Source organism: Sulfitobacter sp. M85, assembly GCF_029285915.1.
GTDB lineage: Bacteria > Pseudomonadota > Alphaproteobacteria > Rhodobacterales > Rhodobacteraceae > Sulfitobacter > Sulfitobacter faviae.
The window spans coordinates 370,092-393,919 of record NZ_JABECQ010000004.1 but is presented as its reverse complement, the minus strand read 5'-3'; the positions used below and the strand labels follow the sequence as shown (position 1 = coordinate 393,919).

At 62.4% G+C, this 23,828-nt stretch carries 22 protein-coding genes and 1 pseudogene; 11 read left to right on the top strand and 12 right to left on the bottom strand.

Annotation, left to right across the window (positions count from 1 at the left end):
- Nucleotides 1–66 precede the first annotated feature (66 nt).
- Nucleotides 67–1,515 carry an NADP-dependent phosphogluconate dehydrogenase gene (gene gndA / locus HKX24_RS10630; protein WP_271693840.1) on the bottom strand — a complete coding sequence of 483 codons (1,449 nt, stop codon included), beginning with the start codon at nt 1,513–1,515 and terminating at the stop codon, nt 67–69.
- A gap of 169 nt (nt 1,516–1,684) precedes the next feature.
- On the opposite strand from gndA, the gene HKX24_RS10625 reads away from it, so the two are divergent.
- On the top strand, nt 1,685–2,113 hold the full coding sequence (locus tag HKX24_RS10625; protein ID WP_271691833.1) for an NUDIX hydrolase: 429 nt from the start codon (nt 1,685–1,687) through the stop codon (nt 2,111–2,113).
- Between the two features lie 160 nt (nt 2,114–2,273).
- Nucleotides 2,274–3,755 (top strand): inorganic phosphate transporter, encoded by a 1,482-nt coding sequence (locus HKX24_RS10620; protein WP_271691834.1) that lies wholly within the window; start codon nt 2,274–2,276, stop codon nt 3,753–3,755.
- Between the two features lie 18 nt (nt 3,756–3,773).
- On the opposite strand, the gene HKX24_RS10615 is transcribed toward HKX24_RS10620, so the two are convergent.
- The 3 genes from HKX24_RS10615 to HKX24_RS10605 form a co-directional block, all read right to left on the bottom strand.
- Nucleotides 3,774–4,808, bottom strand: a complete 1,035-nt coding sequence (locus HKX24_RS10615; protein ID WP_271691835.1) for a 2-dehydropantoate 2-reductase — start codon at nt 4,806–4,808, stop codon at nt 3,774–3,776.
- Nucleotides 4,805–5,710 (bottom strand): ornithine carbamoyltransferase, encoded by a 906-nt coding sequence (argF, locus tag HKX24_RS10610; RefSeq protein WP_271691836.1) that lies wholly within the window; start codon nt 5,708–5,710, stop codon nt 4,805–4,807. Before argF ends, HKX24_RS10615 begins: the two co-directional genes overlap by 4 nt.
- Nucleotides 5,711–5,783: 73 nt before the next feature.
- Nucleotides 5,784–6,959, bottom strand: coding sequence for an aspartate aminotransferase family protein (locus tag HKX24_RS10605; RefSeq protein ID WP_271691837.1), 1,176 nt, complete (start codon nt 6,957–6,959; stop codon nt 5,784–5,786).
- A 361-nt stretch (nt 6,960–7,320) separates the two neighbouring features.
- Between HKX24_RS10605 and HKX24_RS10600 the strand changes: the two genes are divergently transcribed.
- Nucleotides 7,321–7,941: a GcrA family cell cycle regulator gene (locus HKX24_RS10600; RefSeq protein WP_067261447.1), complete on the top strand. Its 621-nt coding sequence runs from the start codon at nt 7,321–7,323 to the stop codon at nt 7,939–7,941.
- Between the two features lie 75 nt (nt 7,942–8,016).
- Here HKX24_RS10600 and HKX24_RS10595 read toward each other — a convergent pair whose 3' ends face one another.
- The gene (locus HKX24_RS10595) at nt 8,017–8,823 is read right to left on the bottom strand and encodes an SseB family protein (RefSeq protein WP_271691838.1); all 807 of its coding nucleotides are present in this window, start codon (nt 8,821–8,823) and stop codon (nt 8,017–8,019) included.
- Nucleotides 8,804–9,403 (bottom strand): uracil-DNA glycosylase family protein, encoded by a 600-nt coding sequence (locus HKX24_RS10590; protein ID WP_271691839.1) that lies wholly within the window; start codon nt 9,401–9,403, stop codon nt 8,804–8,806. Before HKX24_RS10590 ends, HKX24_RS10595 begins: the two co-directional genes overlap by 20 nt.
- A gap of 109 nt (nt 9,404–9,512) precedes the next feature.
- Here HKX24_RS10590 and HKX24_RS10585 point away from each other — a divergent pair, with 109 nt between their 5' ends.
- Both HKX24_RS10585 and HKX24_RS10580 read left to right on the top strand, forming a co-directional pair.
- Nucleotides 9,513–9,854 (top strand): metalloregulator ArsR/SmtB family transcription factor, encoded by a 342-nt coding sequence (locus HKX24_RS10585; RefSeq protein WP_271691840.1) that lies wholly within the window; start codon nt 9,513–9,515, stop codon nt 9,852–9,854.
- Nucleotides 9,847–10,878, top strand: a complete 1,032-nt coding sequence (locus HKX24_RS10580) for a permease (protein ID WP_271691842.1) — start codon at nt 9,847–9,849, stop codon at nt 10,876–10,878. Before HKX24_RS10585 ends, HKX24_RS10580 begins: the two co-directional genes overlap by 8 nt.
- Nucleotides 10,879–11,006: 128 nt before the next feature.
- On the opposite strand, the gene HKX24_RS10575 is transcribed toward HKX24_RS10580, so the two are convergent.
- A complete protein-coding gene (locus tag HKX24_RS10575; RefSeq protein ID WP_276154003.1) occupies nt 11,007–12,482 on the bottom strand; it encodes an ATP-binding protein in 1,476 nt (491 codons plus the stop codon).
- Between the two features lie 393 nt (nt 12,483–12,875).
- Between HKX24_RS10575 and HKX24_RS10570 the strand changes: the two genes are divergently transcribed.
- From HKX24_RS10570 to HKX24_RS10550, 5 genes are all read left to right on the top strand, one after another.
- A complete protein-coding gene (locus HKX24_RS10570) occupies nt 12,876–13,499 on the top strand; it encodes an acyl-homoserine-lactone synthase (protein WP_067261478.1) in 624 nt (207 codons plus the stop codon).
- A gap of 231 nt (nt 13,500–13,730) precedes the next feature.
- Complete coding sequence (locus HKX24_RS10565) at nt 13,731–14,390, top strand: ATP-binding cassette domain-containing protein (RefSeq protein ID WP_067261436.1); 660 nt, start codon at nt 13,731–13,733, stop codon at nt 14,388–14,390.
- Nucleotides 14,368–16,104, top strand: a complete 1,737-nt coding sequence (locus HKX24_RS10560; RefSeq protein WP_271691844.1) for a capsule biosynthesis protein — start codon at nt 14,368–14,370, stop codon at nt 16,102–16,104. The genes HKX24_RS10565 and HKX24_RS10560 overlap by 23 nt, the downstream gene beginning before the upstream one ends.
- Nucleotides 16,101–16,934 carry a 3-deoxy-8-phosphooctulonate synthase gene (gene kdsA, locus HKX24_RS10555; RefSeq protein ID WP_271691846.1) on the top strand — a complete coding sequence of 278 codons (834 nt, stop codon included), beginning with the start codon at nt 16,101–16,103 and terminating at the stop codon, nt 16,932–16,934. The genes HKX24_RS10560 and kdsA overlap by 4 nt, the downstream gene beginning before the upstream one ends.
- Nucleotides 16,935–16,961: 27 nt before the next feature.
- A complete protein-coding gene (locus HKX24_RS10550) occupies nt 16,962–18,458 on the top strand; it encodes a phosphomannomutase/phosphoglucomutase (RefSeq protein ID WP_271691848.1) in 1,497 nt (498 codons plus the stop codon).
- A 75-nt stretch (nt 18,459–18,533) separates the two neighbouring features.
- Here the strand turns inward: HKX24_RS10550 and HKX24_RS10545 are convergent, their stop codons facing one another.
- From HKX24_RS10545 to HKX24_RS10525, 5 genes and pseudogenes are all read right to left on the bottom strand, one after another.
- A complete protein-coding gene (locus tag HKX24_RS10545; RefSeq protein WP_271691849.1) occupies nt 18,534–19,181 on the bottom strand; it encodes a phosphoribosylanthranilate isomerase in 648 nt (215 codons plus the stop codon).
- A gap of 9 nt (nt 19,182–19,190) precedes the next feature.
- Nucleotides 19,191–19,541, bottom strand: coding sequence for a lipopolysaccharide assembly protein LapA domain-containing protein (locus tag HKX24_RS10540; protein ID WP_271691852.1), 351 nt, complete (start codon nt 19,539–19,541; stop codon nt 19,191–19,193).
- Entirely contained in the window at nt 19,541–19,825 is a 285-nt protein-coding gene (gene ihfB, locus HKX24_RS10535) for an integration host factor subunit beta (RefSeq protein WP_067261426.1), read from the bottom strand. The genes HKX24_RS10540 and ihfB overlap by 1 nt, the downstream gene beginning before the upstream one ends.
- A 284-nt stretch (nt 19,826–20,109) precedes the next feature.
- A pseudogene (gene rpsA, locus HKX24_RS10530) lies at nt 20,110–21,804 on the bottom strand (30S ribosomal protein S1); the annotation flags it as partial.
- 397 nt (nt 21,805–22,201) lie between these two features.
- Nucleotides 22,202–22,954, bottom strand: coding sequence for a response regulator (locus tag HKX24_RS10525; protein ID WP_271691854.1), 753 nt, complete (start codon nt 22,952–22,954; stop codon nt 22,202–22,204).
- 130 nt (nt 22,955–23,084) lie between these two features.
- Between HKX24_RS10525 and trmB the strand changes: the two genes are divergently transcribed.
- The gene (gene trmB / locus HKX24_RS10520) at nt 23,085–23,786 is read left to right on the top strand and encodes a tRNA (guanosine(46)-N7)-methyltransferase TrmB (RefSeq protein WP_067261420.1); all 702 of its coding nucleotides are present in this window, start codon (nt 23,085–23,087) and stop codon (nt 23,784–23,786) included.
- Nucleotides 23,787–23,828: the final 42 nt, after the last annotated feature.

Sequence of the window (23,828 nt, the reverse complement as noted above, 5' to 3'; positions counted from 1 at the left end):
CTCCCCGACCGGGCGGGCAGGCGATGGTCCGGCGTCTTCAGCTTGTTTGCGGACCTATAAGCCCTCTTACGGCAGAGGCGTCCACGTCCCGTGGAATTTCCCCTCTTCGCTGATCCGCTCAAACCCATGCGCACCAAAGAAATCGCGCTGCGCTTGGATCATATTCGCCGTGCCCCGCGCCCGGCGCATGCTGTCATACCACGCCAGCGCCGCCGACAGCGCGGGCAGCGCGACACCGAGCAATGCACCCGCTGCCACCACCCGGCGCAGCGCCGGAATGCTCCCTTCCAAGCGTTTGCGCATGGCGGGGGCGAGAATCAGATGCCCACCGGGCAATTCGCCCCGGAAGGCATCGGCAAACTCGTCCAGCAGCGCCGAGCGGATGATGCAGCCTGCCCGCCAAATCTCGGAGATCCGCGCCATGTCGAGAGACCAGCCAAACTCCTCCGACGCGGCGGAAAGGATGCGAAAGCCCTGCGCGTGGCCGATGATCCGTCCCGCCAAAAGCGCCATCTCAAGATCCGCCTCTTCGGGCAGCGGCGCGTCCTGCACGCCTTCGGACAACAGCGGCTCGGCCATTTCGCGCACAGACTTCTCGCTCGACCAACCGCGCGCGCCGACGGCGGCTTCGATGGTATTGGCCGATTGCCCCATCTTGAGCGCTTCGATCAAGGTCCAGCGCCCGGTGCCCTTTTGCCCAGCCTGATCGCGGATCACATCGACCATCGGCGTCCCGGTCTGGGTGTCGACCGACAAGAGCGCCGCGGCCGAGACTTCGATCAGATAGGAGTTCAGCGGTCCCTTACGCCAGTCGGCAAAGAGATTGCCAATTTCCACCGCGCCCTGCCCGCCCGCATCGCGCAGCAGGCCGTAGACTTCGGCGATCATCTGCATGTCGGCATATTCGATGCCGTTATGCACCGTTTTGACAAAATGCCCCGCCCCGTCGGGGCCGAGATGCGCCACGCAAGGCGTGCCCTCGAATTGCGCGGCAATCTTCTCGGCCATCGGTTTGAACTGGGTCCAGGAATGCGCGTTGCCGCCGACCATCATCGACGGGCCATTGCGCGCCCCGGCCTCGCCACCCGACACGCCCATGCCGACGAAATGCAGCCCCGTGCCTTCGAGTTCGGCACTGCGGCGGCGGGTATCGTGGAAATCGGCGTTGCCGCCGTCGATCAAAGTGTCGCCCTCGTCCAGCAGCGGTTTGATGGCCTCGATCATCGCATCGACCGGCGCGCCGGAGGGGATCATGAAAAGAATGCTGCGCGGGCGGGCAATGGCGGCGACGAAATCCTCCAACTGCGCGGTCCCGATCAGGCGCTCGGCCAGCGGCCCGGCCTCGTCAAGGAACGGCGCGATCCAGTCGGTCTCTCGGTTGCTGACGGCGACGGTAAAGCCACTGTCGGCCAAGTTCAGCGCCAGTGCCGAGCCCATGGTGCCCAGACCGTATACCCCGATATCGGCGCCCGCGCCCCGTGCCGCGCCCCCGTCCGCCTGCGTGCCAGTTGCCATAACGATCATGCCTCATTTCTAGCCTGTCATACTGCCTAGCCCGCCTATCCGGCAGGCCGCAGTTTGATTTGCGTTCGGGAAGACTATATAATGTGCGGATAACAAGAAAAACACCCGACCGAGGCATAGTTCTGTAATGACACAAGTATTTAGACGCGCATGGGAGGATATGGTCCTTCCTATTTTCAAACGTCCCCGCCGTGTGCAGGTTGCCGCCCTGTGCTACCGCGACACCGAGACGGGCAAAAAGGTCCTGCTGATCACCAGCCGCGACACGGGCCGCTGGATTTTGCCCAAGGGCTGGCCGATCGACGGGTTGGACGGTGCCGGAGCCGCCTTGCAGGAAGCATGGGAAGAGGCCGGGGTGACCAAAGCGGATATCGAATCCGATCCAATGGGTATTTTCGACTATGACAAGGGTCTCGGCGAAGGCCTGACCGTGCCCGTGACCACACAGGTCTACCTCACCCGCGTCCGCGATCTGAGCGAGGAATACCCCGAAGCGGGCATGCGCAAACGCGCGTGGTTCACCCCGCAAGAGGCATCGGAACTCGTGGATGAGCCTGATCTTAAAGCAATCTTATCTGCCTTCCATTAAGCCCCTTCGGCGCCGGGCCGCTGTCCGGTGCCATTTCCCCCCTGCCCCATTGCCGCCCCTGCCCGTTTCGGGATGTTACAATTTTGTGACAGGGTGACTTGCGCCCTCGGTAGCCTTATGTCACCCCCCGCTGAACGTTAGGATCGGAGATCATACAGGAATGGCAACGGAACCGCAGGGCAGCCAGTGGAAGACACTGGACAAGGACCTCAACCGTATTTCGCAAGTCGAACTGGCCGCGACCTATGTCGCCCGCCCCCTTGTGGCGCCGGGCATCGCGCTGGCCTTTATCGTGGTGGCAGGTGCCGTTGCGGCGGTAATCTTCGGGCAACAGCCCTCCAGCTTTGTCGTGATCGCCGCGGCGGTCTTTGGCGCCTATATGGCGGTGAACATCGGCGCGAATGACGTGGCCAACAACATGGGCCCCGCCGTGGGCGCCAATGCGCTGACCATGGGCGGCGCCATCGTCATCGCGGCCTTGTGCGAATCCGCCGGGGCCTTGCTGGCGGGGGGCGATGTCGTCTCGACCATTTCCAAGGGCATCATCGACCCGGCGAGTGTCGCGGACACGCGCATCTTCATCTGGGCGATGATGGCGGCGCTGGTCTCCTCCGCGCTCTGGGTCAACCTTGCCACATGGGTCGGCGCGCCGGTCTCGACCACCCATTCGGTCGTCGGCGGGGTCATGGGCGCGGGCATCGCGGCTGCGGGCCTTGGCGCGGTCAACTGGAGTTCAATGAGCATGATCGCCGCAAGCTGGGTGATCTCGCCCGTGCTGGGCGGTGCGGTGGCGGCGATGTTCTTGGCCTTCATCAAGGCGCGCATCCTCTACCAAGACGACAAGATCGCCGCTTCGCGCACCTGGGTGCCGGTGCTGGTGGGGCTGATGGCCGGGGTCTTTGCCGCCTATCTGGCGCTCAAGGGGCTGAAAAAGATCATCAGCATCGACATGCCGGTCGCCCTGATCATTGGGCTGGTGACGGGGCTGGTGGTCTATGCCATCTCCGCCCCGCTGATCCGCCGCGCCTCGGAAGGGATGGAGAACCGCAACCGCTCAGTCAAAACGCTCTTTGGCCTGCCGCTGGTCCTCTCCGCCGCGCTGCTCAGCTTTGCCCATGGGGCCAATGACGTGGCCAATGCGGTCGGCCCGCTGGCGGCGATCGTCCATGCGACTGAGTTCGGCGGTTTCGAGGATAAGGTGAGCATCCCCACATGGGTGATGATCATCGGGGCCTTCGGCATCTCCTTCGGTCTGTTCCTATTCGGGCCGAAACTGATCCGCATGGTCGGCAGCCAGATCACCAAGCTGAACCCGATGCGCGCCTATTGCGTAGCACTCTCAGCCGCCATCACCGTAATCGTGGCAAGCTGGCTGGGCCTGCCCGTGTCTTCGACCCATATCGCCGTGGGCGGGGTCTTTGGCGTGGGCTTTTACCGTGAATGGCACATGGAACGGCGCCTGCGCCGGATCGGAGCCAAGAGCGGTGAGGTCAAGCGCATCGCCAAGGAAGAACGCCGCCGCCGCAAGCTCGTACGCCGCTCGCATTTCATGACCATCGTTGCGGCTTGGGTGATCACCGTGCCTGCTGCGGCGCTGCTCTCTGGCATCGTCTTTTGGGTGCTCAACGCCTTTGTGAACTAGGTCAGGCGCGGGCGCGCCTTACCCTTCTTGCCGGTCCTGCCCTGCCGCCATTTCGGCCCGCAGCGCGGCGACCGGCAAATGCGGCAACCCTTCGCCTGCAAGCTCTGCCCAGCCCATCACCCGCAGCACCATATCCGTCACCGGCGTCGCCCGGCCAAGCGCCCTTGCGCGGCGCTGCACCTCGCCCTGAAGCGCGTCGATCTCGGTCGGGCGGCGGGCGGCAAGGTCTTGCGCCATGGAGGTCCGCGCCTGCGGGTCGATCTGCAACATGGCTGCAGCGACGCGGGTGAATATCGGCGTCGGCAGGCGCAAGAGCATCGGGACCAGTCGCGCCGGGATCGGTGTGGTCATGGCGGGGCGGATCTTGCCTGCGCGCAGGACCGCCAGCGCCTCGGCCCATTGATCAGCCATCAGACGGCGCCATGCGCGATCCTGCAACTGGGCCTGCAACGGCAGGCCGCTCAGCGCATTCAGCGCGTTATTGAGGTTCATCAGAAACTTGCCCCATTGCAAGGCGGTGATATCGGCGTGCTCCACAACCTTCAGATCCGGCAGCGACAACCGCGCGGCCAGATCGGCGGGGCCACCCTCGATCACCAGATCGCCCGAACTTGCCCTGTGGTAGCAACCCTGCCCCATGGCCACGACATTGAACGGCACCAGCCCCGCGCGCAGGTCATGCTGCGGCAGGTGCTGCGCCAGAACCGCGCGATTGCCCATGCCGTTTTGCAGGCTGATGACCTGCACGCCGGGCGCGCTGTGGCGGGCGATCAGACGGGCCATGTCTTCGGTGTCGCGCGACTTGACCGTGACCAACACGATATCCGCATCGCGCAGACAGGTCTCATCGCCCGCAAGACTCAGATCATCGGCCGACAGGTAGCGCGCCATGCCGCCGAAATCCGTCAGGGTCAGCCCATGGGTGCGGATTTCGGCTTGAATGCGGGGCCGCGCCAGCAGGGTCACAGCATGCCCCGCACTGGCCAGCAGCCCGCCGACAAAGCAGCCCACCGCCCCCGCGCCCGCAACAACGATGCGGGGGCCGTCGCTCATGCGCCCAGACACCAGCGCATGACGGCTTTCTGTGCATGCAGACGGTTTTCGGCCTCGTCAAAGATCACCGAATGCGGCCCGTCCATGACCGAGCTTGTCGCCTCGTCATCGCGGTGCGCAGGCAGGCAGTGCATGAAGAGCGCGTCGGGCTTGGCCAGCGCCATCAGCGCATCGTTCACCTGATAGCCGCGCAGCTGATTGTGCCGCCGCTCCCGCGCCGATTGCGGATCATGCATGCTGACCCACGTGTCCGTGACCACCAGATCGGCACCCTCCACGGCCTTCTGGGGGTCGCGCTCGGTGGTATAAAGCCCGTCGAGCGCGCGCTCGGGGTCGAGCGGCTCCGGCCCGGTGAAGACAAGATCGAAGTCGAACTGCTTGGCCGCATGGGCGAAGCTTGCAAAGACATTGTTGCCATCGCCCGACCAGACCACCTTGCGCCCTTTGATCGGGCCGCGGTGTTCCTCAAAGGTCTGAATGTCGGCCATGATCTGACAGGGATGCGTGCGGTTGGTCAGCCCGTTGATCACCGGAACGGTGGCATATTCCGCCATCTCCAGCAGGGTCTGCTCCTCAAAAGTGCGGATCATGATCATATCGACGTAGCGCGACAGCACGCGGGCGGTGTCGGCGATGGTCTCACCATGGCCAAGCTGCATATCGGCGCCCGAAAGCACCATGGTCTGCCCGCCCATCTGACGCACGCCCACGTCGAAGGAGACACGTGTCCGGGTCGAGGGCTTCTCGAAAATCAGCGCGACCATGTGATCCTTCAACGGCTGGTCATCATCCGGCGCGCCGCGCGGGCGGCCATTGCGCGCGGCTTTCATGGCGGCGGCATTGTCGATGATCTGCCGCAGATCGGCGGGGTCGGTTTGGTGGATATCGAGGAAATGGTTCATCTGTCGTCTCTGTCTTGCGGGGTCGAAGGCCACGGCCTTGAAAGCCCGAGGAATGTTTTGGGGTGAATGGCGCTTAGGCCGGGGTCAGGTCACGCGCGATAGCGTCAAGGCGGGTCACCGCCTCGGCAATCTCATCGTCGGAAATGGTCAGCGGCGGCAGCAGGCGGATCACATTGTCGGCGGCGGGCACGGTGATCAGCTCATGAGCATAGCCCGAGGCGACCACATCGGCATTCGCCACTTTGCATTTCAGCCCCAACATCAGCCCCGCGCCGCGCACCTCTTCAAAAACCTCCGGATGCTCAGCCACCAGCCCTTCGAGACGCTGACGCAGCAGCCCCGCCTTGCGGCTCACCTCGGCCAGAAAGGCCGCGTCGGCCACCACATCCAGCACCGCGCAGCCCACGGCACAGCCCAGCGGGTTGCCCCCATAGGTTGAACCATGGGTGCCTGCCGTCATGCCCGAGGCCGCCTTTTCCGTGGCCAGTACGGCGCCCAGCGGGAAGCCCCCGCCGATGCCCTTGGCCACCATCATGATGTCGGGAGCTACCCCTGCCCATTCATGGGCAAAAAGCCGCCCGGTCCGGCCCACGCCGCATTGCACCTCATCGCAAATCAGCAAGAGCCCGTGGGCGTCGCAAAGCGCGCGCATCTGTTGCAACTCGGCATCCGGCACGGCGCGGATACCGCCTTCGCCCTGTACCGGCTCGACCATGATGGCGGCGGTCTTGTCGGTGATGGCAGCCTCAAGTGCGGCGCTGTCGCCGAGGTCGAGATGCACGAAACCCGGCAGTTGCGGGCCGAAGCCTTTGGTCATCTTCTCAGACCCCGCCGCCGCGATCCCGGCGGAAGAGCGGCCGTGAAAGGCCCCGTTGAAGGCGATGATCTCGACCCGCTCGGGCTGGCCCGCCTCATAGAAATACTTGCGCGCCATCTTCACCGCCAATTCGCAGGCCTCGGTCCCCGAATTGCAAAAGAAGGCGGTGTCGGCAAAGGTCTCGGCCACCAGCCGGTCGGCCAGCGCCTCTTGCTGCGGAATGTGGTAGAGGTTCGACGTATGCCACAGCGCCTGCGCCTGATCGGTCAGCGCCTTCACCAGCGCCGGATGCGCATGGCCAAGCGCGTTCACCGCGATCCCCGCGCCCAGATCAAGAAAACGTCGCCCATCCGCCTCGATCAGCCAAGTGCCTTCGCCTTTGACGAAGGTCAAAGGAGCGCGATTATAGGTTGGCAGAACGGAAGGGATCATCTGTTTGTCCTTGAAAGAGGGCCGTGTCACGCCGGTAAAAGGGCATGGGGCTGGCGCAGGGTCAATGGGATTTGCTTGTTTTTGAAAGGATGCAGCACGCATGCTGCGAGATCAGGCCATCACGCCGCCCCAAAGGGGCACCATGTTATCGGACGAAGCGTCGTCGGATGGAATATGCGGCAGATTTGATCATGGCTCTTGCATAGCCGCCCTTCATCCCCCACGTAAAGCCCCAATCGCAGCGCCCCGTGCCCAGAGGGCATCGGCGCTTGCACCTGCGGCCCCAGAAGATAAAATGGGGGCCGATACACTGACAAAGCGGTCCGGGCTAGGGGGCCGCTTTTTAACTGGGGAACCCCGTATGTCCTGGACTGATGAGCGCGTAGAGACACTGAAAAAGATGTGGGGCGAAGGCCAGTCCGCCAGCCAGATCGCGAAGGAACTGGGTGGGGTGACGCGCAATGCCGTGATCGGCAAGGTGCACCGTCTGGGCCTGTCGAACCGCACCGCCGGGGCGCCCGCCGCCGCGGCGGCGGCGACTGCCAAGCCGGAGCCCAAGGCCAAGCCCGCAGCCCCCAAGGCCGAGGCCAAGGCAAAGCCCGCCGCCAAAGCCGCGCCCGAGCCGGAGGCCGAAGCCGCCCCCGCGCCCGAAGCCGAAGAGCCCGCCGCAGCCCCGGCGCCCAAGCCCAACCTGCCCGCGCGCAAACAGATCATCCCCGCAGGCCAACCCCTGCCGCCGCAGCCGTCGGCGAATGAGATCAGCCCAGAGGCGCTGGCCAAGGTCAGCGAAGTTGAGAAGAAGGCCAAGAAGATCGGCCTGATGGAACTGACCGAACGCACCTGCAAATGGCCTGTGGGCGACCCGGCGACCGATGATTTCTGGTTCTGCGGCTTGCCGGTGCAACAGGGCAAACCCTATTGCGAAGCCCATGTTGGCGTCGCCTTCCAACCAATGAGCGCGCGGCGCGACCGCCGCCGCTAAGACCGGCGCGATGAAACGAAAAAGGCGGGCGGGCTTGAGTGCCCTGCCCGCCTTTTTCTTTGCCTGAGGTCAAGATCAGCGCAGTTTCGGCGGTTTCGCCGGATCGCTGCCGGGGGCCATCCGGGGCGTGTTCTGCAAAGGCTCCATCTGAGGCAGATCAAAGCGCAGGCCGACGCGGGCCAGCTTCTCGACCACCGCGTCATTGGGACCGAAGAAGCCCACATCCATCGCCCCCGCCTCGATCCCCGAAAAGGTCAACGCCTCGGACGCCGCCCGCACCAGCGCGTCTTGCGCCCGGGGGATCGCACCGACGAAGGCCAGCAGATGCCCGCGCCCGCCGCCGCTGTATTCGACACCGACAAGGAAGGCCCCCGCCGCCATGCCCGTGGCCGTGGCAAGCTTCGCGTCAATCGCGGCGATCAACGTCTCGGGCAACCCCTGCGGCGGGAAAACGCGGTCGATCCCCGCCTCGACCTCGCCCGGCGCATGGGCCAATGTGCTGCGCAGCCAGTCCATCGCCTCGGCAGGCAGCAGGATCTCGGACGGGGCCACACCGATATTCACCGCCATGCCCAAGGGCTGCCCCGCCAACATCGCGGCAATCGCACGCCCCGAGAGCGCCACATAAGGAGACGCCTCCCCCACATGGGCCGAAAGCCGCGCCGCGCGGTCGAAGACCATGACATAGCTATCATCAAGCAGCACCGGGCTGATCTGATCGCCCTGCGGCTCATCCTCAAGCAGCATGAACAGCTCGACATCCGCGATACGCTCGTAAAAACGCAGACGCGCCGCGTCGTCGTCGGGGGCGGAGGTCATCGCAGTATGGGCTTGGTCGAGCGGGGTCAGCTCGGTCTTGGGGTCAGTTTGGCGGTCGGTCATTCATCACCTCGGACACGGCGGCGCGCAGACGGGGCAAGACCTCTTCCGCGAACCAGGGATTCTTGTTCAACCATCCGGTATTGCGCCACGACGGATGAGGCAAGGCAAAGACCCCCGGCGGATGATCCCGCCAGCCCGCCACGGCCTCGGTCACATTGCGAAATCCGGGGAGGTGATATTTCATCGCATAGGCCCCAATCAACACCGTTAGCCGCAGATCGGGCAGCATCTCCAGCACCGGTTTGCGCCAAGTCTGCGCACAGATACGCGGCGGTGGCAGGTCACTGCCCTTGGCGTCATAGCCCGGAAAGCAAAAGCCCATCGGCACGATGGCGACCCTGTCGCGATCATAGAATGTCGCCTCATCCAGCCCCAGCCAGTCGCGCAGGCGGGTGCCGGACACATCCCAGAACGGCTTGCCCGCCTCATGCACCCGCTTGCCGGGCGCTTGGCTGGCGATCAGCAGCCGTGCGCCGGGTTTGAACCAGACGATGGGCCGCGGGCGATGCTGGGTGGCGGTCACGGCGAAACGCTCGGCACAAAGGCGGCAGGCCGCCAGATCATCTCGGATATCCTTCATGAGCAGGAGATAAGCGATAGGACCAAAAGATAAAGGGCGGCGGGCCATCACTTCGAGAATTATCGAAATAAACCTTGCATCGCGCTGACGTTTCGATATTTCTAGAATCATGAAACAAGAATCCGCAACCCCCGCCCTCACCCTCGCCGCCAGCAGCTTTGCGGCGCTTGGATCGGAACAACGCCTCCTGGTGCTGCGCACGCTGGTGCGCGCCGGATCAGAGGGGCTGAACATCGGCACGCTGGGCGAACGCACCGGCGTGACCGGCTCGACCCTGACACATCATCTGAAACTCTTGGCCTCTGCCGGTCTGGTGAAACAGGAAAAACAAGGCCGCAGCACCATCTGCGCCGCCGTCGCCTATGAAGAAGTTCAAGCCTTGGCGAATTTCTTGCTGACCGAATGCTGCGCGGATGCAATCGACGGCTGCACGGAGCATAACCATGACTGATACCACACAAACCCTCCCCGCGCTGCACCGCTTGGCCTTTCTGAAAGGCGCTTGGGGCATCACGCTGGCGCTCTTGGCGCTGATCGCGCTGCTGGATCCACCGCAGGTCGTGCCGACGGTCATCTTCGCGTCCGAGGCGCTTTTGCACACCGCCCCCTTCATCGCCTTCGCGGTGCTGGCGGTGGCCTATCTCAAAGCCAGCGGGGCGGAGAGCCTGCTTGCCCGCGCGTTTGAGGGCAACCCGGCGCGGATGGTGATAATGGCGGCGGCGCTTGGCGGCCTGTCCCCCTTTTGCAGTTGCGAGGTGATCCCCTTCATCGCCGCGCTGCTGGCGGTGGGTGCCCCGCTCGGCGCGGTGATGGCCTTTTGGCTGGCCTCCCCGCTGATGGACCCGGCGATGTTCGCGATCACCTCGGGCACGCTCGGCTTCGACTTCGCCTTGGCGAAAACCATCGCGGCGCTTGGCGTGGGCATGTTCGGGGGCTTCACCGTCATGGCCCTGTCCCGCACGCCGATTTTCAATGACCCCCTGCGCCCCCAGCCCGCGAAAAGCAGCTGCTGTTCTTCGGCCAAACCCTTCTCCGGCGCGCCGGTCTGGAAGTTCTGGCAAGAGGCCGAGCGCCGCGCGAGCTTTGCCGACACGGCGCTGACCAATGCGCTGTTCCTCGTCAAATGGCTGACCCTCGCCTATGTGGTCGAAGCCCTCATGCTGACCTATGTGCCCGCCGAATGGATCGCCAATGTCTTGGGCGGCACCGGGATCATGCCGATCATTCTGGGCGCATTCGTGGGCGCACCGGCCTACCTGAATGGCTATGCCGCCGTGCCCCTGATCGACGCGCTGCTGGCGCAAGGGATGACCCAAGGCGCGGCCATGTCCTTTGTCGTGGCGGGCGGGGTAAGCTGCATTCCAGCGGCCGTCGCGGTCTGGGCACTGGTGAAACCGCATGTTTTCGCCGCCTATATCGGCTTTGCCTTCGTCGGGGCGATCTTTGCGGGTGTGATCTGGCAATTGGTGGCGTGACCGCGTCGGACGGACGATCCGAATGCGGGGGCGGTAGAAATGCCGCCCCCTTTTCCGTTTGAGATTGTCACTGGGGCGAAGGCCGATGTCGCCCGCGCCGAGAGGCCGGGCAGCGAAACGCGCCTGACTTAGGCCGCCGCGCGCTCCCCGCGTGGCTTCTCAGAGGTCTCATCCCCAATCGGCCCCTCACCATTCACCATGTCCTTGACGTGCATCCCATGGGCCAGTTCCTTCCCCGTACCGTTGCCCAAGGGCATATCGATATAGAAGGTCGTGCCGGGGCCGTCGTTCTTGAAATAGTCGATCTGCCCACCCAAGGCTTCGATGATCCGTTTGGAGATGTTCATCCCCAGCCCGGTGCCGCCCACGGCCCGCTGGTCAGAGGAATCGATCTGCGAGAATTCGTCAAAGACTTTCTCGCGCTCGGATTCGGCAAGGCCGATCCCCTCGTCGATCACGCTAATCCGCACCTTGTCGCCGAGGTTGACCGAGGTCACCTTGACCGTCGACCCCGCGGGCGAGAATTTGGCCGCGTTCGACAGAAGGTTGGACATCACCTGTTGCAGCCGCTTTTCGTCGGTGGCGATCCCCGCAGGCTCCGACGGTTTGGCATAGCGCAACGTCACGCCAAGGTTGCCCGCAAAGGACTGGTTCAGCTCGATCGCGTCTTCGATGATGGTCTGCACCTCAAGCGGCTCGATATCAAAGCTGACCTTGCCCGCCTCAAACTTCTGCAGGTCGAGGATCTCGTTAATGATCGACGTCAGCCGCGCCGAATTGCGCTGCGCGATCTTCAGAACCTTCTCCATCTGTGGGGTCATCTCGCCCAAAACTCCGGCGCAGGCCATGTCGAGCGACCCTTTGATCGAGGTCATCGGCGTGCGCAGCTCATGGCTGATGGTCGAGACGAATTCGGTCTTCACCTTAAAGGCGATTTTAGTTTTCTCATGCTCGACCTTCAACTCTTCGAGTTGGCGCAGGTTGGTGCGGTACATCTTCAAAAAGATGCGAGAGCAATCGACGATGAAATAGAGCACGAAGACCACGGTGAACAACTGGGTCCAAAGCTCGGATTCGATGCTTGCCCCCGTGCGCACGATGTCCCAGATCGGGATGAAAAGGAATGTCACACCATAGATCGCAAGCCGCAGCATCAACACCGGCAGGATATGATGGTTGTTCATCGAGGCGAAGAGCGCCGCCGCGAAAAGGAAGAACAGCGGCAGGAAATGCGTCGTCGCCCCCTGCTGCAGCGCAATCCCAAGAGCGAAATAGCTGATCACCCCGGCGCTCAGCACCGTGCCGATATAGATCCGGTTCATGAACAAACGCGCCAAACGTGGGCTGCGCCCCCGCCAGCGGGTGATGCGCAGGAAAAGCAGATAGTCGAAAGTCTCGGAAATCGCGATCAGGATCACGGTCGAGATCGACAGCCACAGATCATAGTAGAACGCAGATAGGCAAATGGCCGCCGCAAAGATCATCTGCCGCTGCCAAAACAGGTTGACGCCGACTTGGGAGTAGTCCCGCATCTGCTGCACCTTTGTCGCGTCTGCCAGATGCGGCGTATGAATCGGGCCGTATGTTACTTTTTCCTGCGACATCGCTCTCGTTTTCTTCGGTCGGCTGCTCGAATGCCGGCATTCTGCCGACAAACGCTCTTAACATGTTGCATTTCGGCATCGAAGCACATGTTAGACGCGATCATCTTCCTTTCTACACCCGGAAATGGGACATAAGTATGGCCATTTCATGCAACTAGAGGTTAGCCTCTTGATAAGAGGTATTTTTACAGCGAATTTTTGAGGTCCAACATGAGTCTGCAAGGACGGAGCTTCAGTGGAAAATCTTGGCAGGATGTTCTTCCCGAACTGACCCCACAGGACGCTAAGGCGTTGGAAGTAAAGAACAACCGCTTTCCGCGAAAGCTGCTTGGCAGCAAATCGACAGAGACTGACCCCTATAGCCCCGAAGCCCTTGCGCGGGCCAACCCCTATATGCGCGCCACAACTTTGTCATTTTTGAACATGCACCAGCATGGGGAATTGTTCGTTAATTTCCTCCGGGCGCGGCGCCGAATCTTCATCGACGACAAGCAATGGGATCTCCCTCAGGTTGATGGGATGGAGTTTGACCAATACGACACGCCCCGCGCCCGCTGGATCGTTCTGCACGAATATGGCGAGGTCATGGGCGGCGTGCGCCTGATGCCCACCACTTCGACCTGCGCGCAATACAGCTATATGCTGCGCGATGCCCAATTGGGGATGCTGCCGGACATTCCGCAGGATGTGCTGTTCTTCAAAGCCCCCGTGCGCGACGACATCTGGGAAGCGACGCGTCTTTTCCTGACCAGCGCGGTCCCCGCGCAGCGCCGCATCGCCGTGCAGCGTATGCTGATGAACCAGATGGCCGGTGCCGCCTATGCCATGGGCGCAAGCCATGTTCTGGGCATCGTGCCCGCCACCTTCAGCCGCTGGATGACACGGCTTGGGCTGATGAGCGCCGTGCCCGTCGGCCCGGTGCAAAACATCGACGGTGACCGCACGCAGGCGGCCTTGATGAACGTCAGCTACATCGGCGAGATGGCCCCGACCGAGAGCACCCATACGCTGCACTGACCCCGCGCGGGCGCGGGGCGACATGCCCTGGCGCCATGCCCCTACCCCCGCAGGATTCCCGTCCTGCGGGCAACAGTTTTTGCCGCCGCTGCACGGCCCCCGCGCGCCAGCCTGTCCCAGTGAACGCCTGCGTTTCGACATATTGTGGTCAAATTCCGTGAATAAACGGTTATGATACCTCTGATACCAGAGGCGCCGCGACGCCCCGCTTAGCACCAACCGGAGCAGCGAATGCTGGAATTTGAAAATGTGTCCAAGTCCTTTTGGACGGGATCGCAGCACAAGGTCATTCTTGACCGGGTGTCTTTTCGCGTGGAGCTTGGCAATTCTTTGGGCATTCTGGCCCCCAACGGCACCGGCAAAACGACCCTGATCAACATGATGGCGGGGCTGGAAAAACCCGACGAAGGAGAGATCAGGCGCGGCTGTAACATCTCGTTTCCATTGGGATTTATGGGCGGCGTGGTCAATAAGGTCTCGGCCATGGAGAACGCCCGCTATATCGCGCGGCTCTATGGGCTCGACCCCGATTACGTGGAAAGCTTTTGCCGCTGGCTCTGCGGTCTGGGGGAGTATTTCGATCAGCCGCTCGGCACCTATTCCGCCGGGATGCGGGCGCGCTTCTCTTTCGCGCTGATGTTGGCGCTGGATTTTGATATCTATCTGATTGACGAAGGCATGCCCGGCACGACAGACGTGGAATTCAACCGCAAGGCGGGCGATATTCTGAAAGAACGGCTGCGCACCACGACGATCATCATCGTCTCGCATCAGGCCCATACGCTTGAGAAATTTGCCCGCTCCGCCGCTGTCCTTTTGGACGGCAAGCTACATATGTTCGACACCTTGGAAGAAGCGAAACAGCTCTATGACTACGAAACCCAAGGCTAGAAAATTCCGCATCCGCAAGGCGCCGCCCCCCTCGGGCAGCAGCACCGCGCCGAGCAGCGCCGAGAAGGCGCAGGCGGGCCAAAGCGATGCCGAAAAGGCTGCGCGCAAGGCCAAGCTGCGCGCCGTCGCGGATGCGACCGAGGTGGAACCCTCGCACAGCAAGGAAGCCTTGGAACATGCCGCCCGCAGCGGCAAAGCGCCCCATTCCGAAAGCGCCCGCTCGGGCGAGGTGTCTTCCCCCAATGAAGTCTCGGCCGAGCAGGACATCGACGCGATCCGCCGCGAGGGGCTGACAGGCCGCCAATTGCGCATGGCGCGGCGGGTGGCGCAGAAACACGGGCTGGCGCCGACCTCGGATTTCGACGCGGTGCGCCTTTTGCGGGCCAAGGGGATCGACCCGTTTCAGCGGTCCAACATGCTGGAACTCGTGGTGCCGCAGGCGGGTGATCCGGCGGACAGCGGCCTGCCCGCCACCCGCGGCCAGCCCGGCGACCCGAAGGTGCAACTGCCCCAGACCACGCCCCGCGGCCCGCGCGGCCTGCCCTCGACCGATGTCAGCCCCGCCGAACGTCGCCAGCGCGAGATCTCGGACATTCAGCGTGACATCACCCGCCGCCGCCGCCGCAAAGCGGCCATGCTGCTGGTCCGGCTGGCCTTTTTCGTCATGCTGCCCACCATCGCCGCGGGTTACTATTTCTACAAAATCGCCACACCGATGTATGCCACCGAAAGCCAGTTTCTGATCATTCAGAACGAAGGTGGCGGCGGCTCCAGCCCCTTTGGCGGGCTTCTGCCCACCCAATTCGCCAATAGCGCCGACAGCATCGCCACGCAGGCCTATCTGCAATCGAAAGACGCGATGCTGCGGCTCGACGAAGACGCAGGGTTTCGCGCCCATTTCGCCGATCCTGAGATTGACGCGATTCAACGGCTTTCCGAAGACCCCAGCAACGAAGAAGCCTATAAGACCTACAAGAAGAACGTCAAAATCGGCTACGACCCGACCGAAGGCGTGATCCGGATGGAGGTGATTGCCGCCGATCCCGAGGTCTCGGAAGAATTCTCTAAACGTCTGCTCACCTATGCCGAAGAGCGGGTGAATGACCTAAGCAAGCAAAAGCGCGAAGACGGGATGCGCGACGCGCTCGAGGGCTATGAAACCGCATTGGAAAACCGCCGGGCGGCGCAAGAGGCGCTGATCAAACTGCAGGTCGACAACAACGTCGACCCTGAGGCGATGATCGCCTCGATCCGCACGCAGATCACCAATTACGAGACCCTGTTGATCGAAAAGGAACTCGAACTCGCCGCCCTGCTCGACAACCAGCGCCCGAACCAAGCCAAGGTCGATGGCGCGCGCGGGGATGTGCGACGGCTACGCGAGCAGCTCACCAAACTGCGCGAGCGGATGACCGCCGCCAACGAAGGCGAAAACTCGCTGGCGCAACAGGCCGTCGCCGCACAGCTTGCGCAGGCCGATCTGGCCTCTGCCGACATGGTGCTGCAAAGCGCGCAAACCGCCATGGAACAGGCCCGAACCGAGGCCGGGCGGCAGGTTCGCTACCTCACCGTGGCGGTCAACCCCGTGGCCCCGGACGAGGCGACCTACCCTCGCAAGTTCGAAAACACGATATTGGCTTTCCTTATCTTTGCAGGCATCTACCTGATGTTGTCTCTGACAGCGTCCATTCTAAGAGAACAGGTAACTTCATGACCCAGCTGCGCATTGGCAATCTGACCGTCGGCAATGATCGTCCCCTCACCGTGATCGCTGGCCCCTGCCAGTTGGAGAGCGAAGACCACGCGCAGATGGTCGCGGGGGTGTTGAAAGAGGCATGTGACGCCGCCGGCGCGCAGTTCATCTTCAAGGGCAGCTATGACAAGGCCAACCGCACCTCCCTCTCGGGCAAGCGCGGTTTGGGCATCGAAAAGGGGCTGCAAGTCCTGCAATCTGTGGCCCGCGCCAATGACGTGCCGGTGCTGACGGATGTGCATAATGAAGCGCAATGCGCACAGGCCGGTGACGTGGTCGACGTGCTGCAAATCCCCGCCTTCCTCTGCCGCCAAACCGACCTGCTGCTCGCCGCCGGGGAGACCGGAAAGGCGGTTAATGTGAAGAAGGGGCAGTTCCTCGCCCCTTGGGAGATGCAGAACATCGTCGATAAGATCGAAAGCACCGGGAACCGCAACATCCTGCTGACCGAACGCGGCACCACCTTCGGCTACAACACGCTGGTCGCCGACATGCGCAGCCTGCCGCAGATGGCCCAAACCGGCTACCCGGTGGTGATGGACGCGACCCATTCCGTCGCCCAGCCCGGCGGCAAGGGCGGCTCTTCGGGCGGCCAGCGTGAGTTTGCTCCCGTCATGGCGCGCGCGGCGGCGGCGATTGGCGTGGCCGCGATCTTCATGGAAACCCACGAAGACCCAGACCGCGCGCCCAGCGATGGGCCCAATATGATCTACCTCGACCAGATGCCGGGGCTGATCAACCTGTTGATGCAATTCGACGCGCTGGCCAAAAGCCATCCGCTGACTTTCTAAATTTATCCCAAAAAGCGAGTATTTGACGTGAGTAAACCGGCCTCCACCGTGACCCCGAACACTTGGGAATTCCTGCGCGATGCGATGATCACCCCGACGGGCTTTCGCGAATATGACGCGCGTTGGAAATACCCCGACGATATCAATCTGCCCGGCATCACCGCCCTCGGCCTTGGGCTTGGCACGCAGATGCATGCGCGTGGGATTGAGCCTGTCATCGCCGTGGGCAATGACTATCGCGACTATTCGCTCTCGATCAAAAACGCGCTGATGCTGGGGCTGATGCAGGCCGGGATCACGGTCAAGGATATCGGCCCGGCGCTTTCTCCCATGGCCTATTTCGCTCAGTTCCACCTCGATGCCCCTGCCGTTGCCATGGTCACGGCGAGCCACAACCCGAACGGCTGGACCGGCGTCAAAATGGGCTTTCAGCGCCCCCTCACCCACGGCCCGGACGAGATGGCCGAGCTGCGCGACATCGTGTTGAATGGCCGCGGCGAACGGCGTCCGGGCGGGGCTTACGAGTTCGTCGACGGCGTGCGCGAAGCCTATCTGGATGACCTCGTCGGTGACTTCAAAATGACCCGCAAACTGAAGGTCGTCTGCGCCACCGGCAATGGCACCGCATCGGCCTTCGCGCCCGAATTGTTCCGCCGCTTGGGGGTCGAGGTCGTCGATAGCCACAACACGCTCGACTACACCTTCCCCCATTACAACCCAAACCCCGAAGCCATGGAGATGCTGCACGACATGGCCGACAGCGTCCGCGCCTCCGGCGCTGATCTGGCGCTCGGTTTCGACGGTGACGGGGACCGCTGCGGCGTGGTGGATGACGAAGGCGAAGAGATCTTCGCCGACAAGATGGGCGTCATCATGGCCCGCGATCTGGCCAAACTGCACCCAAACAGCACCTTCGTCGCGGATGTGAAATCCACCGGCCTCTTTGCCTCGGACCCTGAGTTGCAGAAACACGGGGCCAAGGCGGACTATTGGAAAACCGGCCACAGCCACATGAAACGCCGTGTTAAAGAACTGGGCGCGCTGGCGGGGTTCGAAAAGTCCGGCCACTATTTCTTGGCCGAGCCGATTGGCCGTGGCTATGACTGCGGCATGCGCGTTGCGGTGGAAATCTGCAAGCTGATGGACCGCAACCCCGACAAATCCATGTCGGACCTGCGCCGCGCCCTGCCCCAGACCTATTCGACGCCCACCATGTCGCCCTATGCCTCGGACACCGAGAAATACGACATCCTCGACCGGATCGTGGAGAAGCTCACCGCCAAGGCCGAAGCCGGGGACAAGATCGGCGGCCGCGCGATTGCCGAGGTCATCACCGTCAACGGCGCACGCGTCATGCTCGACAACGGCGGCTGGGGCCTCGTGCGGGCCTCCTCCAACACGCCGAACCTTGTCGTGGTGTGTGAAAGCCCCGAATCTGACGCTGAAATGCGTGCGATCTTCGCCGATATCGATGCGGTGATCCGCACCGAGCCGGGCGTGGGCGATTACGATCAATCGATCTGATCGCCATTTACGGCACCAGAACGACAATGGCCCGGGACATCGCCATCGGGCCCTTTTTCTTTGAACTAAAAGAGCTTACTTCAGCGCCGCTTCGCAGAAGGCGCGAATGCGCTCGGCATCCTTCACCCCCGGCGCGCTCTCGACACCCGAAGAGACATCAACCTGTCGCGCCCCGGTGAGGGCAATCGCCTCCCCCACATTCTCGGCGTTCAGCCCCCCGGCGAGCATCCAAGGCTTCGGCCAGCGCCGCCCGGCGATCAGCCGCCAGTCAAAGGCCAGCCCATTGCCGCCCGGCAGCACCGCATCCTTGGGCGGCTTGGCATCGACCAAAAGCTGATCCGCGACGGTGACATAGTCGTTCAGCAGCGCCAGATCATCGCGATCCGCCACGCCGATGGCCTTCATCACCGGCAGCCCATAGCGCGCCTTGACCTCGGCCACCCGCGCCGGGCTTTCGCTGCCGTGCAGCTGTAGCATGTCCAAAAAGGGCACCGCGGCCAGCAGCGCATCCAGCGCCGCATCATCCGCATTGACGGTCAGCGCGACTTTGCAAATGCCGTCCGGCACGGCCTCGGTCATATGCGCCGCGGCCTCCAGTGACAGATGGCGCGGGGATTTTTCGAAAAAGACAAATCCCAGTGTCCGTGCGCCCGCCAAGAGGGCAGCGGGCACATCGGCAGGGTCGGTCAGACCGCAGATTTTTACGTTAACGTTCTCAGGCATGGGTGGGGTCTAGCCTGCTTCGTCGAGCAGCGCCAGCACCTCATCCTTGCCCTGATGCTTCTCTTCCTTGAGGCGGATCACCTCCCGCTCCAACCGACGACGTTCACGCGCTTGCCGCGCCAGTTCGGCCCGGTGGCCGTGTTCGCGGATCCATTCCCAAACGAAGCCCACCAAAAGCCCTGCGATGATCCCGCCAAGGATCACGACAAAGAGCGGCAGTTCAATAGAGGGGTTCACGGCAAACCAACCTGAAATCTCGGTCGGAAGCACTTGAAGTGTCACGATATTCCGGTTCGCCAGAGCAACGGAAACCAGCGCAATCGCGAAAAGCGCGATGCAGGCATAACGAATGTAACGCATCAGCTTTTCCCGTTCAGCCGGTCACGCAAGAGTTTGCCCGTCTTGAAGAAGGGCACATGCTTTTCTTCGACATTCACCGTCTCACCGGTGCGCGGGTTGCGCCCCACACGGGCATCGCGTTTCTTGACAGAAAAAGCACCGAAGCCTCGCAATTCGACCCGGTCCCCACGCGCCATGGCGCCCGTGATCTCATCAAAGACCGTGTTTACGATCCGCTCAACATCACGTTGATAAAGATGCGGATTGTCGTCAGCGATCTTCTGGATCAGTTCCGACCGGATCATGGCACGTCCCCCGAGAATTTATTGATGTCTTACCCGACTATAGGAAATAACGCCCCACACGGGAAGGTGTTCCACCAGCGCCGCGATAGATTTTTCGCAGCGAAACCCCTGTTATTTCGGCCCTTTTCCGCCGCCTGCCGCCGCTGGAGGCCATGGCGCGTAGGGATTGGGTATAAGGGCCAAAACCCGCTTCGCGATTCGACCCCGCCCCCGGAACAGCAAAAGGCCCCGCATATCGCCATGCGGGGCCTTCGCTAAGATTACATATTCAACGTGGAATATGCTTACTCGTCGTCGCCTTTCAGCGCCGCGCCAAGGATGTCGCCCAAGCTCGCGCCGGAGTCGGAGGAACCGTACTGCTGTACCGCCTCTTTCTCTTCTGCGATTTCACGCGCCTTGATGGAGACGCCCAGACGGTGTGCTTTCGCATCAACGTTGGTGATGCGCACGTCGACCTTGTCACCGACCGAGAAACGCTCGGGGCGCTGTTCGGCACGGTCACGGCTGAGGTCGGAACGACGGATGAAGCTCTTCATGCCTTCGTATTCGACTTCGATGCCGCCATCTTCGATGGAGGTCACGGTCACGGTCACGATCGAGCCGCGCTTCACGCCGCCCACGGCTTCGGCGAACTTGTCACCGCCAACGTTCTTGATCGAGAGCGAGATGCGCTCTTTCTCAACGTCGACTTCGGAGACAACGGCCTGAACCACGTCACCTTTGCGGTAGTCTTGGATCGCTTCTTCGCCGCGCTGGTCCCAGCTGAGGTCGGAGAGGTGAACCATGCCGTCGATGTCGCCGGGCAGGCCAACGAACAGACCGAATTCGGTGATGTTCTTGACTTCGCCTTCGACTTCGGTGCCCTCGGGGTGTGTTTCAGCGAACACTTCCCATGGGTTGCGCATGGTCTGCTTGAGACCAAGGGAAACACGACGCTTGGCGCTGTCGATTTCCAGAACCATGACTTCGACTTCTTGGCTGGTGGACACGATCTTGCCGGGGTGCACGTTCTTCTTGGTCCAAGACATCTCGGACACGTGAACCAGACCTTCAACGCCCGGCTCCAGCTCAACAAATGCGCCGTAATCGGTGATGTTGGTAACGCGGCCGCTGTGCACGGAACCCAGCGGGTATTTCGCGCCAACCAAATCCCATGGATCTTCCTGCAGCTGCTTCATGCCGAGGCTGATGCGGTGGGTCTCTTTGTTGATCTTGATGACCTGAACCTTGATGGTCTCGCCGATCGACAGGATCTCGGACGGGTGGTTCACGCGACGCCATGCCATGTCGGTGACGTGCAGCAAGCCGTCGACACCGCCAAGGTCAACAAACGCACCGTATTCGGTGATGTTCTTGACCACACCATCGACGGTCTGACCTTCGGTCAGGTTGCCAATGACTTCGGCACGCTGTTCGGCGCGGGACTCTTCGAGGATCGCACGGCGCGATACAACGATGTTACCACGACGGCGGTCCATCTTGAGGATTTGGAACGGCTGCTTGAGACCCATGAGCGGGCCTGCGTCGCGCACGGGGCGCACGTCGACCTGCGAACCGGGCAGGAACGCAACTGCGCCGCCGAGGTCGACGGTGAAGCCACCTTTGACACGGCCAAAGATCGCGCCTTCGACACGCTCTTCTGCGGCATAGGCTTTTTCCAGACGATCCCAGGCTTCCTCACGGCGGGCCATTTCGCGGCTGATGACGGCTTCGCCACGCGCGTTTTCGACTTGGCGAAGGAAAACTTCGACTTCGTCGCCAACTTCGATTTTGGGGGATTCGCCGGGATCAGCAAATTCTTTCAGCTCAACGCGGCCTTCCATTTTGTAGCCGACGTCGATGATGGCTTGGCCCGCTTCGACAGCGATCACCTTGCCTTTGACGACTGTGCCCTCTTGGGGCGTGTCCATTTCAAAGCTTTCGTTAAGAAGCGCTTCGAATTCGTCCATTGCTTTGGTCATGTAGCTTTTCGTATCCTTATCAAATGTTTCTGGCCGCGCGGTTGTCTCCGCCGGTCTGGAGTTGCAATTGGTCGTTGTGGTGGCACCGTGCCGATCTTGTCAGAGAAGCTCCGACATAATAGCACAGCGGTTGACCCGCAGCCGAACGCAAACAAAAGAGGGCCGGTTAGTACCGACCCTGCCCGCTATATCGCGTCCGAAGCTGTAACCGCCCCTTAGACAAGGCGCGTATAGGCGAATTTTGGCGCTCCTGCAAGGGCTATGGCGTGCTGGCCGGGGGATATGCGGGGTTCTGCCGGGCGAGGGTTCCGTAGTGCGCCCGGGGATAGAGGGCACCACAACTGATCAGAGCCATCGCGGCGCTGCAACTTCTTCATAGCGATCTGCACGGCCTTCGCCGCGGCAAGCCTCCCGCTCACCCGCCCCAGCCCGCGCCCAGCCCCGGCGCGGGTTTCGGCGGATCAGCAAGATCGCCTTCGGCAAGGTCACTGCCTTGATAGCTGGCAAGGTCCTCAACAAACTCCCACAGACGCAAGAAAGTGTAATCAACCTTTCCTAACGCCTCCGCCACGGCGGCGGGGTTCGACCTGTCCAAGGCGCATAGCGCGCGCATGCTTTCATTCACCATCGGCTTAATATCCTGCGCGCATTCCTCGGTGAACCGCCGTAGAACGCTTTGCAGCTCAGACCGTTTTTGCTCCTGCGTGGCCACGCCCAGTTGCAGCGCGGTCTTGTGAAGCGCGTGAAAGGCGGAACGCCTGAGCGTGCTTTGCGAGAGTTCATCCTTGGCGATGTAGTCACTACAACCGCCGCGCAGCGCTTCGATTGCGACGTCGCTCTGCTCCGTCCCGGTGACCATCACCGTGGCCACACCACCGTTGCGCGGGTGGGCACGGATCATCTGCAAGCCGCGCAGGCCATCCCCGTCGGGCAGGTTGTAGTCCAGCAAGATCAGGTCGAACGCCCCCTCATCCAACTGCTGGCCGAGGGCGGCGAGGCTCTCCGCCTCTGTCAAAGAGACAGGAAAGTCCAGCCCGCCGCAGAGCCGTTTGATCCGCATCCGGTCAAAGCGCTGGTCATCGACGATCAGGATACGCGCCGCCGCCAAAGGCCCCGCCGCGCCATCCGCCCTATCGCCTGCACCGCTTCCGCGCCTTGCCACGTTCATCAGCCGTCCCCCTGCTTTGCCTCGGCATTTAGACCCACGGAGCCTAACAAATGGTTAACCCGCCCCTATTCGCCGCCAGCGTTGCAGAGGAATGTTGCGGTGGCGCGGCGAGGCCGCTACATGAGCCGCCATGAGTGATACAACACGCCCCCGCCGCAACTTCTATGGCCGCCTCAAAGGCAAAGCGCTGAAGAAGTCGCAAAAGACCTATATCGACGAAGACCTCGACGCATTGTCGCCGGGGGCCGTCGATTGGGAGAGCAATCCCGACCGTAGGCCCCTTGACCTTGATACGCTGTTTGGCGGGCGCAAGGTCTGGCTGGAAATCGGCTTTGGCGGCGGTGAGCATCTGGTGCATCAGGCCGGGCAAAACCCGGATGTAGGCATCATCGGCTGCGAGCCTTACATCAACGGCGTCGCCATGTTGCTGGGCAAAATCCGGCGCGCGGGCGTGGACAACCTCGCCATTCACCCCGGTGACGTGCGCGATATGTTCGACGTGTTGCCCGAAGCCTCAATCGACCGGGCGTTCCTGCTCTATCCCGATCCTTGGCCGAAAACCCGCCACCACCGCCGCCGTTTTGTCACGCCCGAGCATCTGGAGCCCTTGGCCCGCGTGTTGAAACCCGGCGCGATCTTCCGCGTGGCGACGGATATCGAGGATTACGTCCGCCAGACGCTCGAACAGGTGCCGCAGCATGGGTTTGATTGGCTGGCCGAAGGGCCGGACGATTGGCGCGCGCCTTGGGATGACTGGATTTCGACCCGCTATGAGCAAAAAGCGCTGCGCGAAGGCCGCACCCCGCATTACCTGACCTTCCGCAAACGCTGAACCGCGCCGCCTGATCGCGCCCATCGCACGCGCGGCGATGGA

What these genes read in the sequence shown, in the direction of transcription:
- argF (WP_271691836.1), bottom strand. Translation starts at nt 5,710, where the DNA reads ATGAACCATTTCCTCGATATCCACCAAACCGACCCCGCCGATCTGCGG.
- HKX24_RS10605 (WP_271691837.1), bottom strand. Translation starts at nt 6,959, where the DNA reads ATGATCCCTTCCGTTCTGCCAACCTATAATCGCGCTCCTTTGACCTTC.
- HKX24_RS10595 (WP_271691838.1), bottom strand. Translation starts at nt 8,823, where the DNA reads ATGACCGACCGCCAAACTGACCCCAAGACCGAGCTGACCCCGCTCGAC.
- HKX24_RS10575 (WP_276154003.1), bottom strand. Translation starts at nt 12,482, where the DNA reads ATGTCGCAGGAAAAAGTAACATACGGCCCGATTCATACGCCGCATCTG.
- trmB (WP_067261420.1), top strand. Translation starts at nt 23,085, where the DNA reads ATGAGTGATACAACACGCCCCCGCCGCAACTTCTATGGCCGCCTCAAA.
- HKX24_RS10600 (WP_067261447.1), top strand. Translation starts at nt 7,321, where the DNA reads ATGTCCTGGACTGATGAGCGCGTAGAGACACTGAAAAAGATGTGGGGC.
- HKX24_RS10620 (WP_271691834.1), top strand. Translation starts at nt 2,274, where the DNA reads ATGGCAACGGAACCGCAGGGCAGCCAGTGGAAGACACTGGACAAGGAC.
- HKX24_RS10590 (WP_271691839.1), bottom strand. Translation starts at nt 9,403, where the DNA reads ATGAAGGATATCCGAGATGATCTGGCGGCCTGCCGCCTTTGTGCCGAG.
- HKX24_RS10560 (WP_271691844.1), top strand. Translation starts at nt 14,368, where the DNA reads ATGACTACGAAACCCAAGGCTAGAAAATTCCGCATCCGCAAGGCGCCG.
- gndA (WP_271693840.1), bottom strand. Translation starts at nt 1,515, where the DNA reads ATGGCAACTGGCACGCAGGCGGACGGGGGCGCGGCACGGGGCGCGGGC.
- HKX24_RS10540 (WP_271691852.1), bottom strand. Translation starts at nt 19,541, where the DNA reads ATGCGTTACATTCGTTATGCCTGCATCGCGCTTTTCGCGATTGCGCTG.
- HKX24_RS10625 (WP_271691833.1), top strand. Translation starts at nt 1,685, where the DNA reads ATGGTCCTTCCTATTTTCAAACGTCCCCGCCGTGTGCAGGTTGCCGCC.
- HKX24_RS10615 (WP_271691835.1), bottom strand. Translation starts at nt 4,808, where the DNA reads ATGAGCGACGGCCCCCGCATCGTTGTTGCGGGCGCGGGGGCGGTGGGC.
- kdsA (WP_271691846.1), top strand. Translation starts at nt 16,101, where the DNA reads ATGACCCAGCTGCGCATTGGCAATCTGACCGTCGGCAATGATCGTCCC.
- HKX24_RS10545 (WP_271691849.1), bottom strand. Translation starts at nt 19,181, where the DNA reads ATGCCTGAGAACGTTAACGTAAAAATCTGCGGTCTGACCGACCCTGCC.
- HKX24_RS10580 (WP_271691842.1), top strand. Translation starts at nt 9,847, where the DNA reads ATGACTGATACCACACAAACCCTCCCCGCGCTGCACCGCTTGGCCTTT.
- HKX24_RS10585 (WP_271691840.1), top strand. Translation starts at nt 9,513, where the DNA reads ATGAAACAAGAATCCGCAACCCCCGCCCTCACCCTCGCCGCCAGCAGC.
- HKX24_RS10525 (WP_271691854.1), bottom strand. Translation starts at nt 22,954, where the DNA reads ATGAACGTGGCAAGGCGCGGAAGCGGTGCAGGCGATAGGGCGGATGGC.
- HKX24_RS10570 (WP_067261478.1), top strand. Translation starts at nt 12,876, where the DNA reads ATGCGCGCCACAACTTTGTCATTTTTGAACATGCACCAGCATGGGGAA.
- ihfB (WP_067261426.1), bottom strand. Translation starts at nt 19,825, where the DNA reads ATGATCCGGTCGGAACTGATCCAGAAGATCGCTGACGACAATCCGCAT.
- HKX24_RS10565 (WP_067261436.1), top strand. Translation starts at nt 13,731, where the DNA reads ATGCTGGAATTTGAAAATGTGTCCAAGTCCTTTTGGACGGGATCGCAG.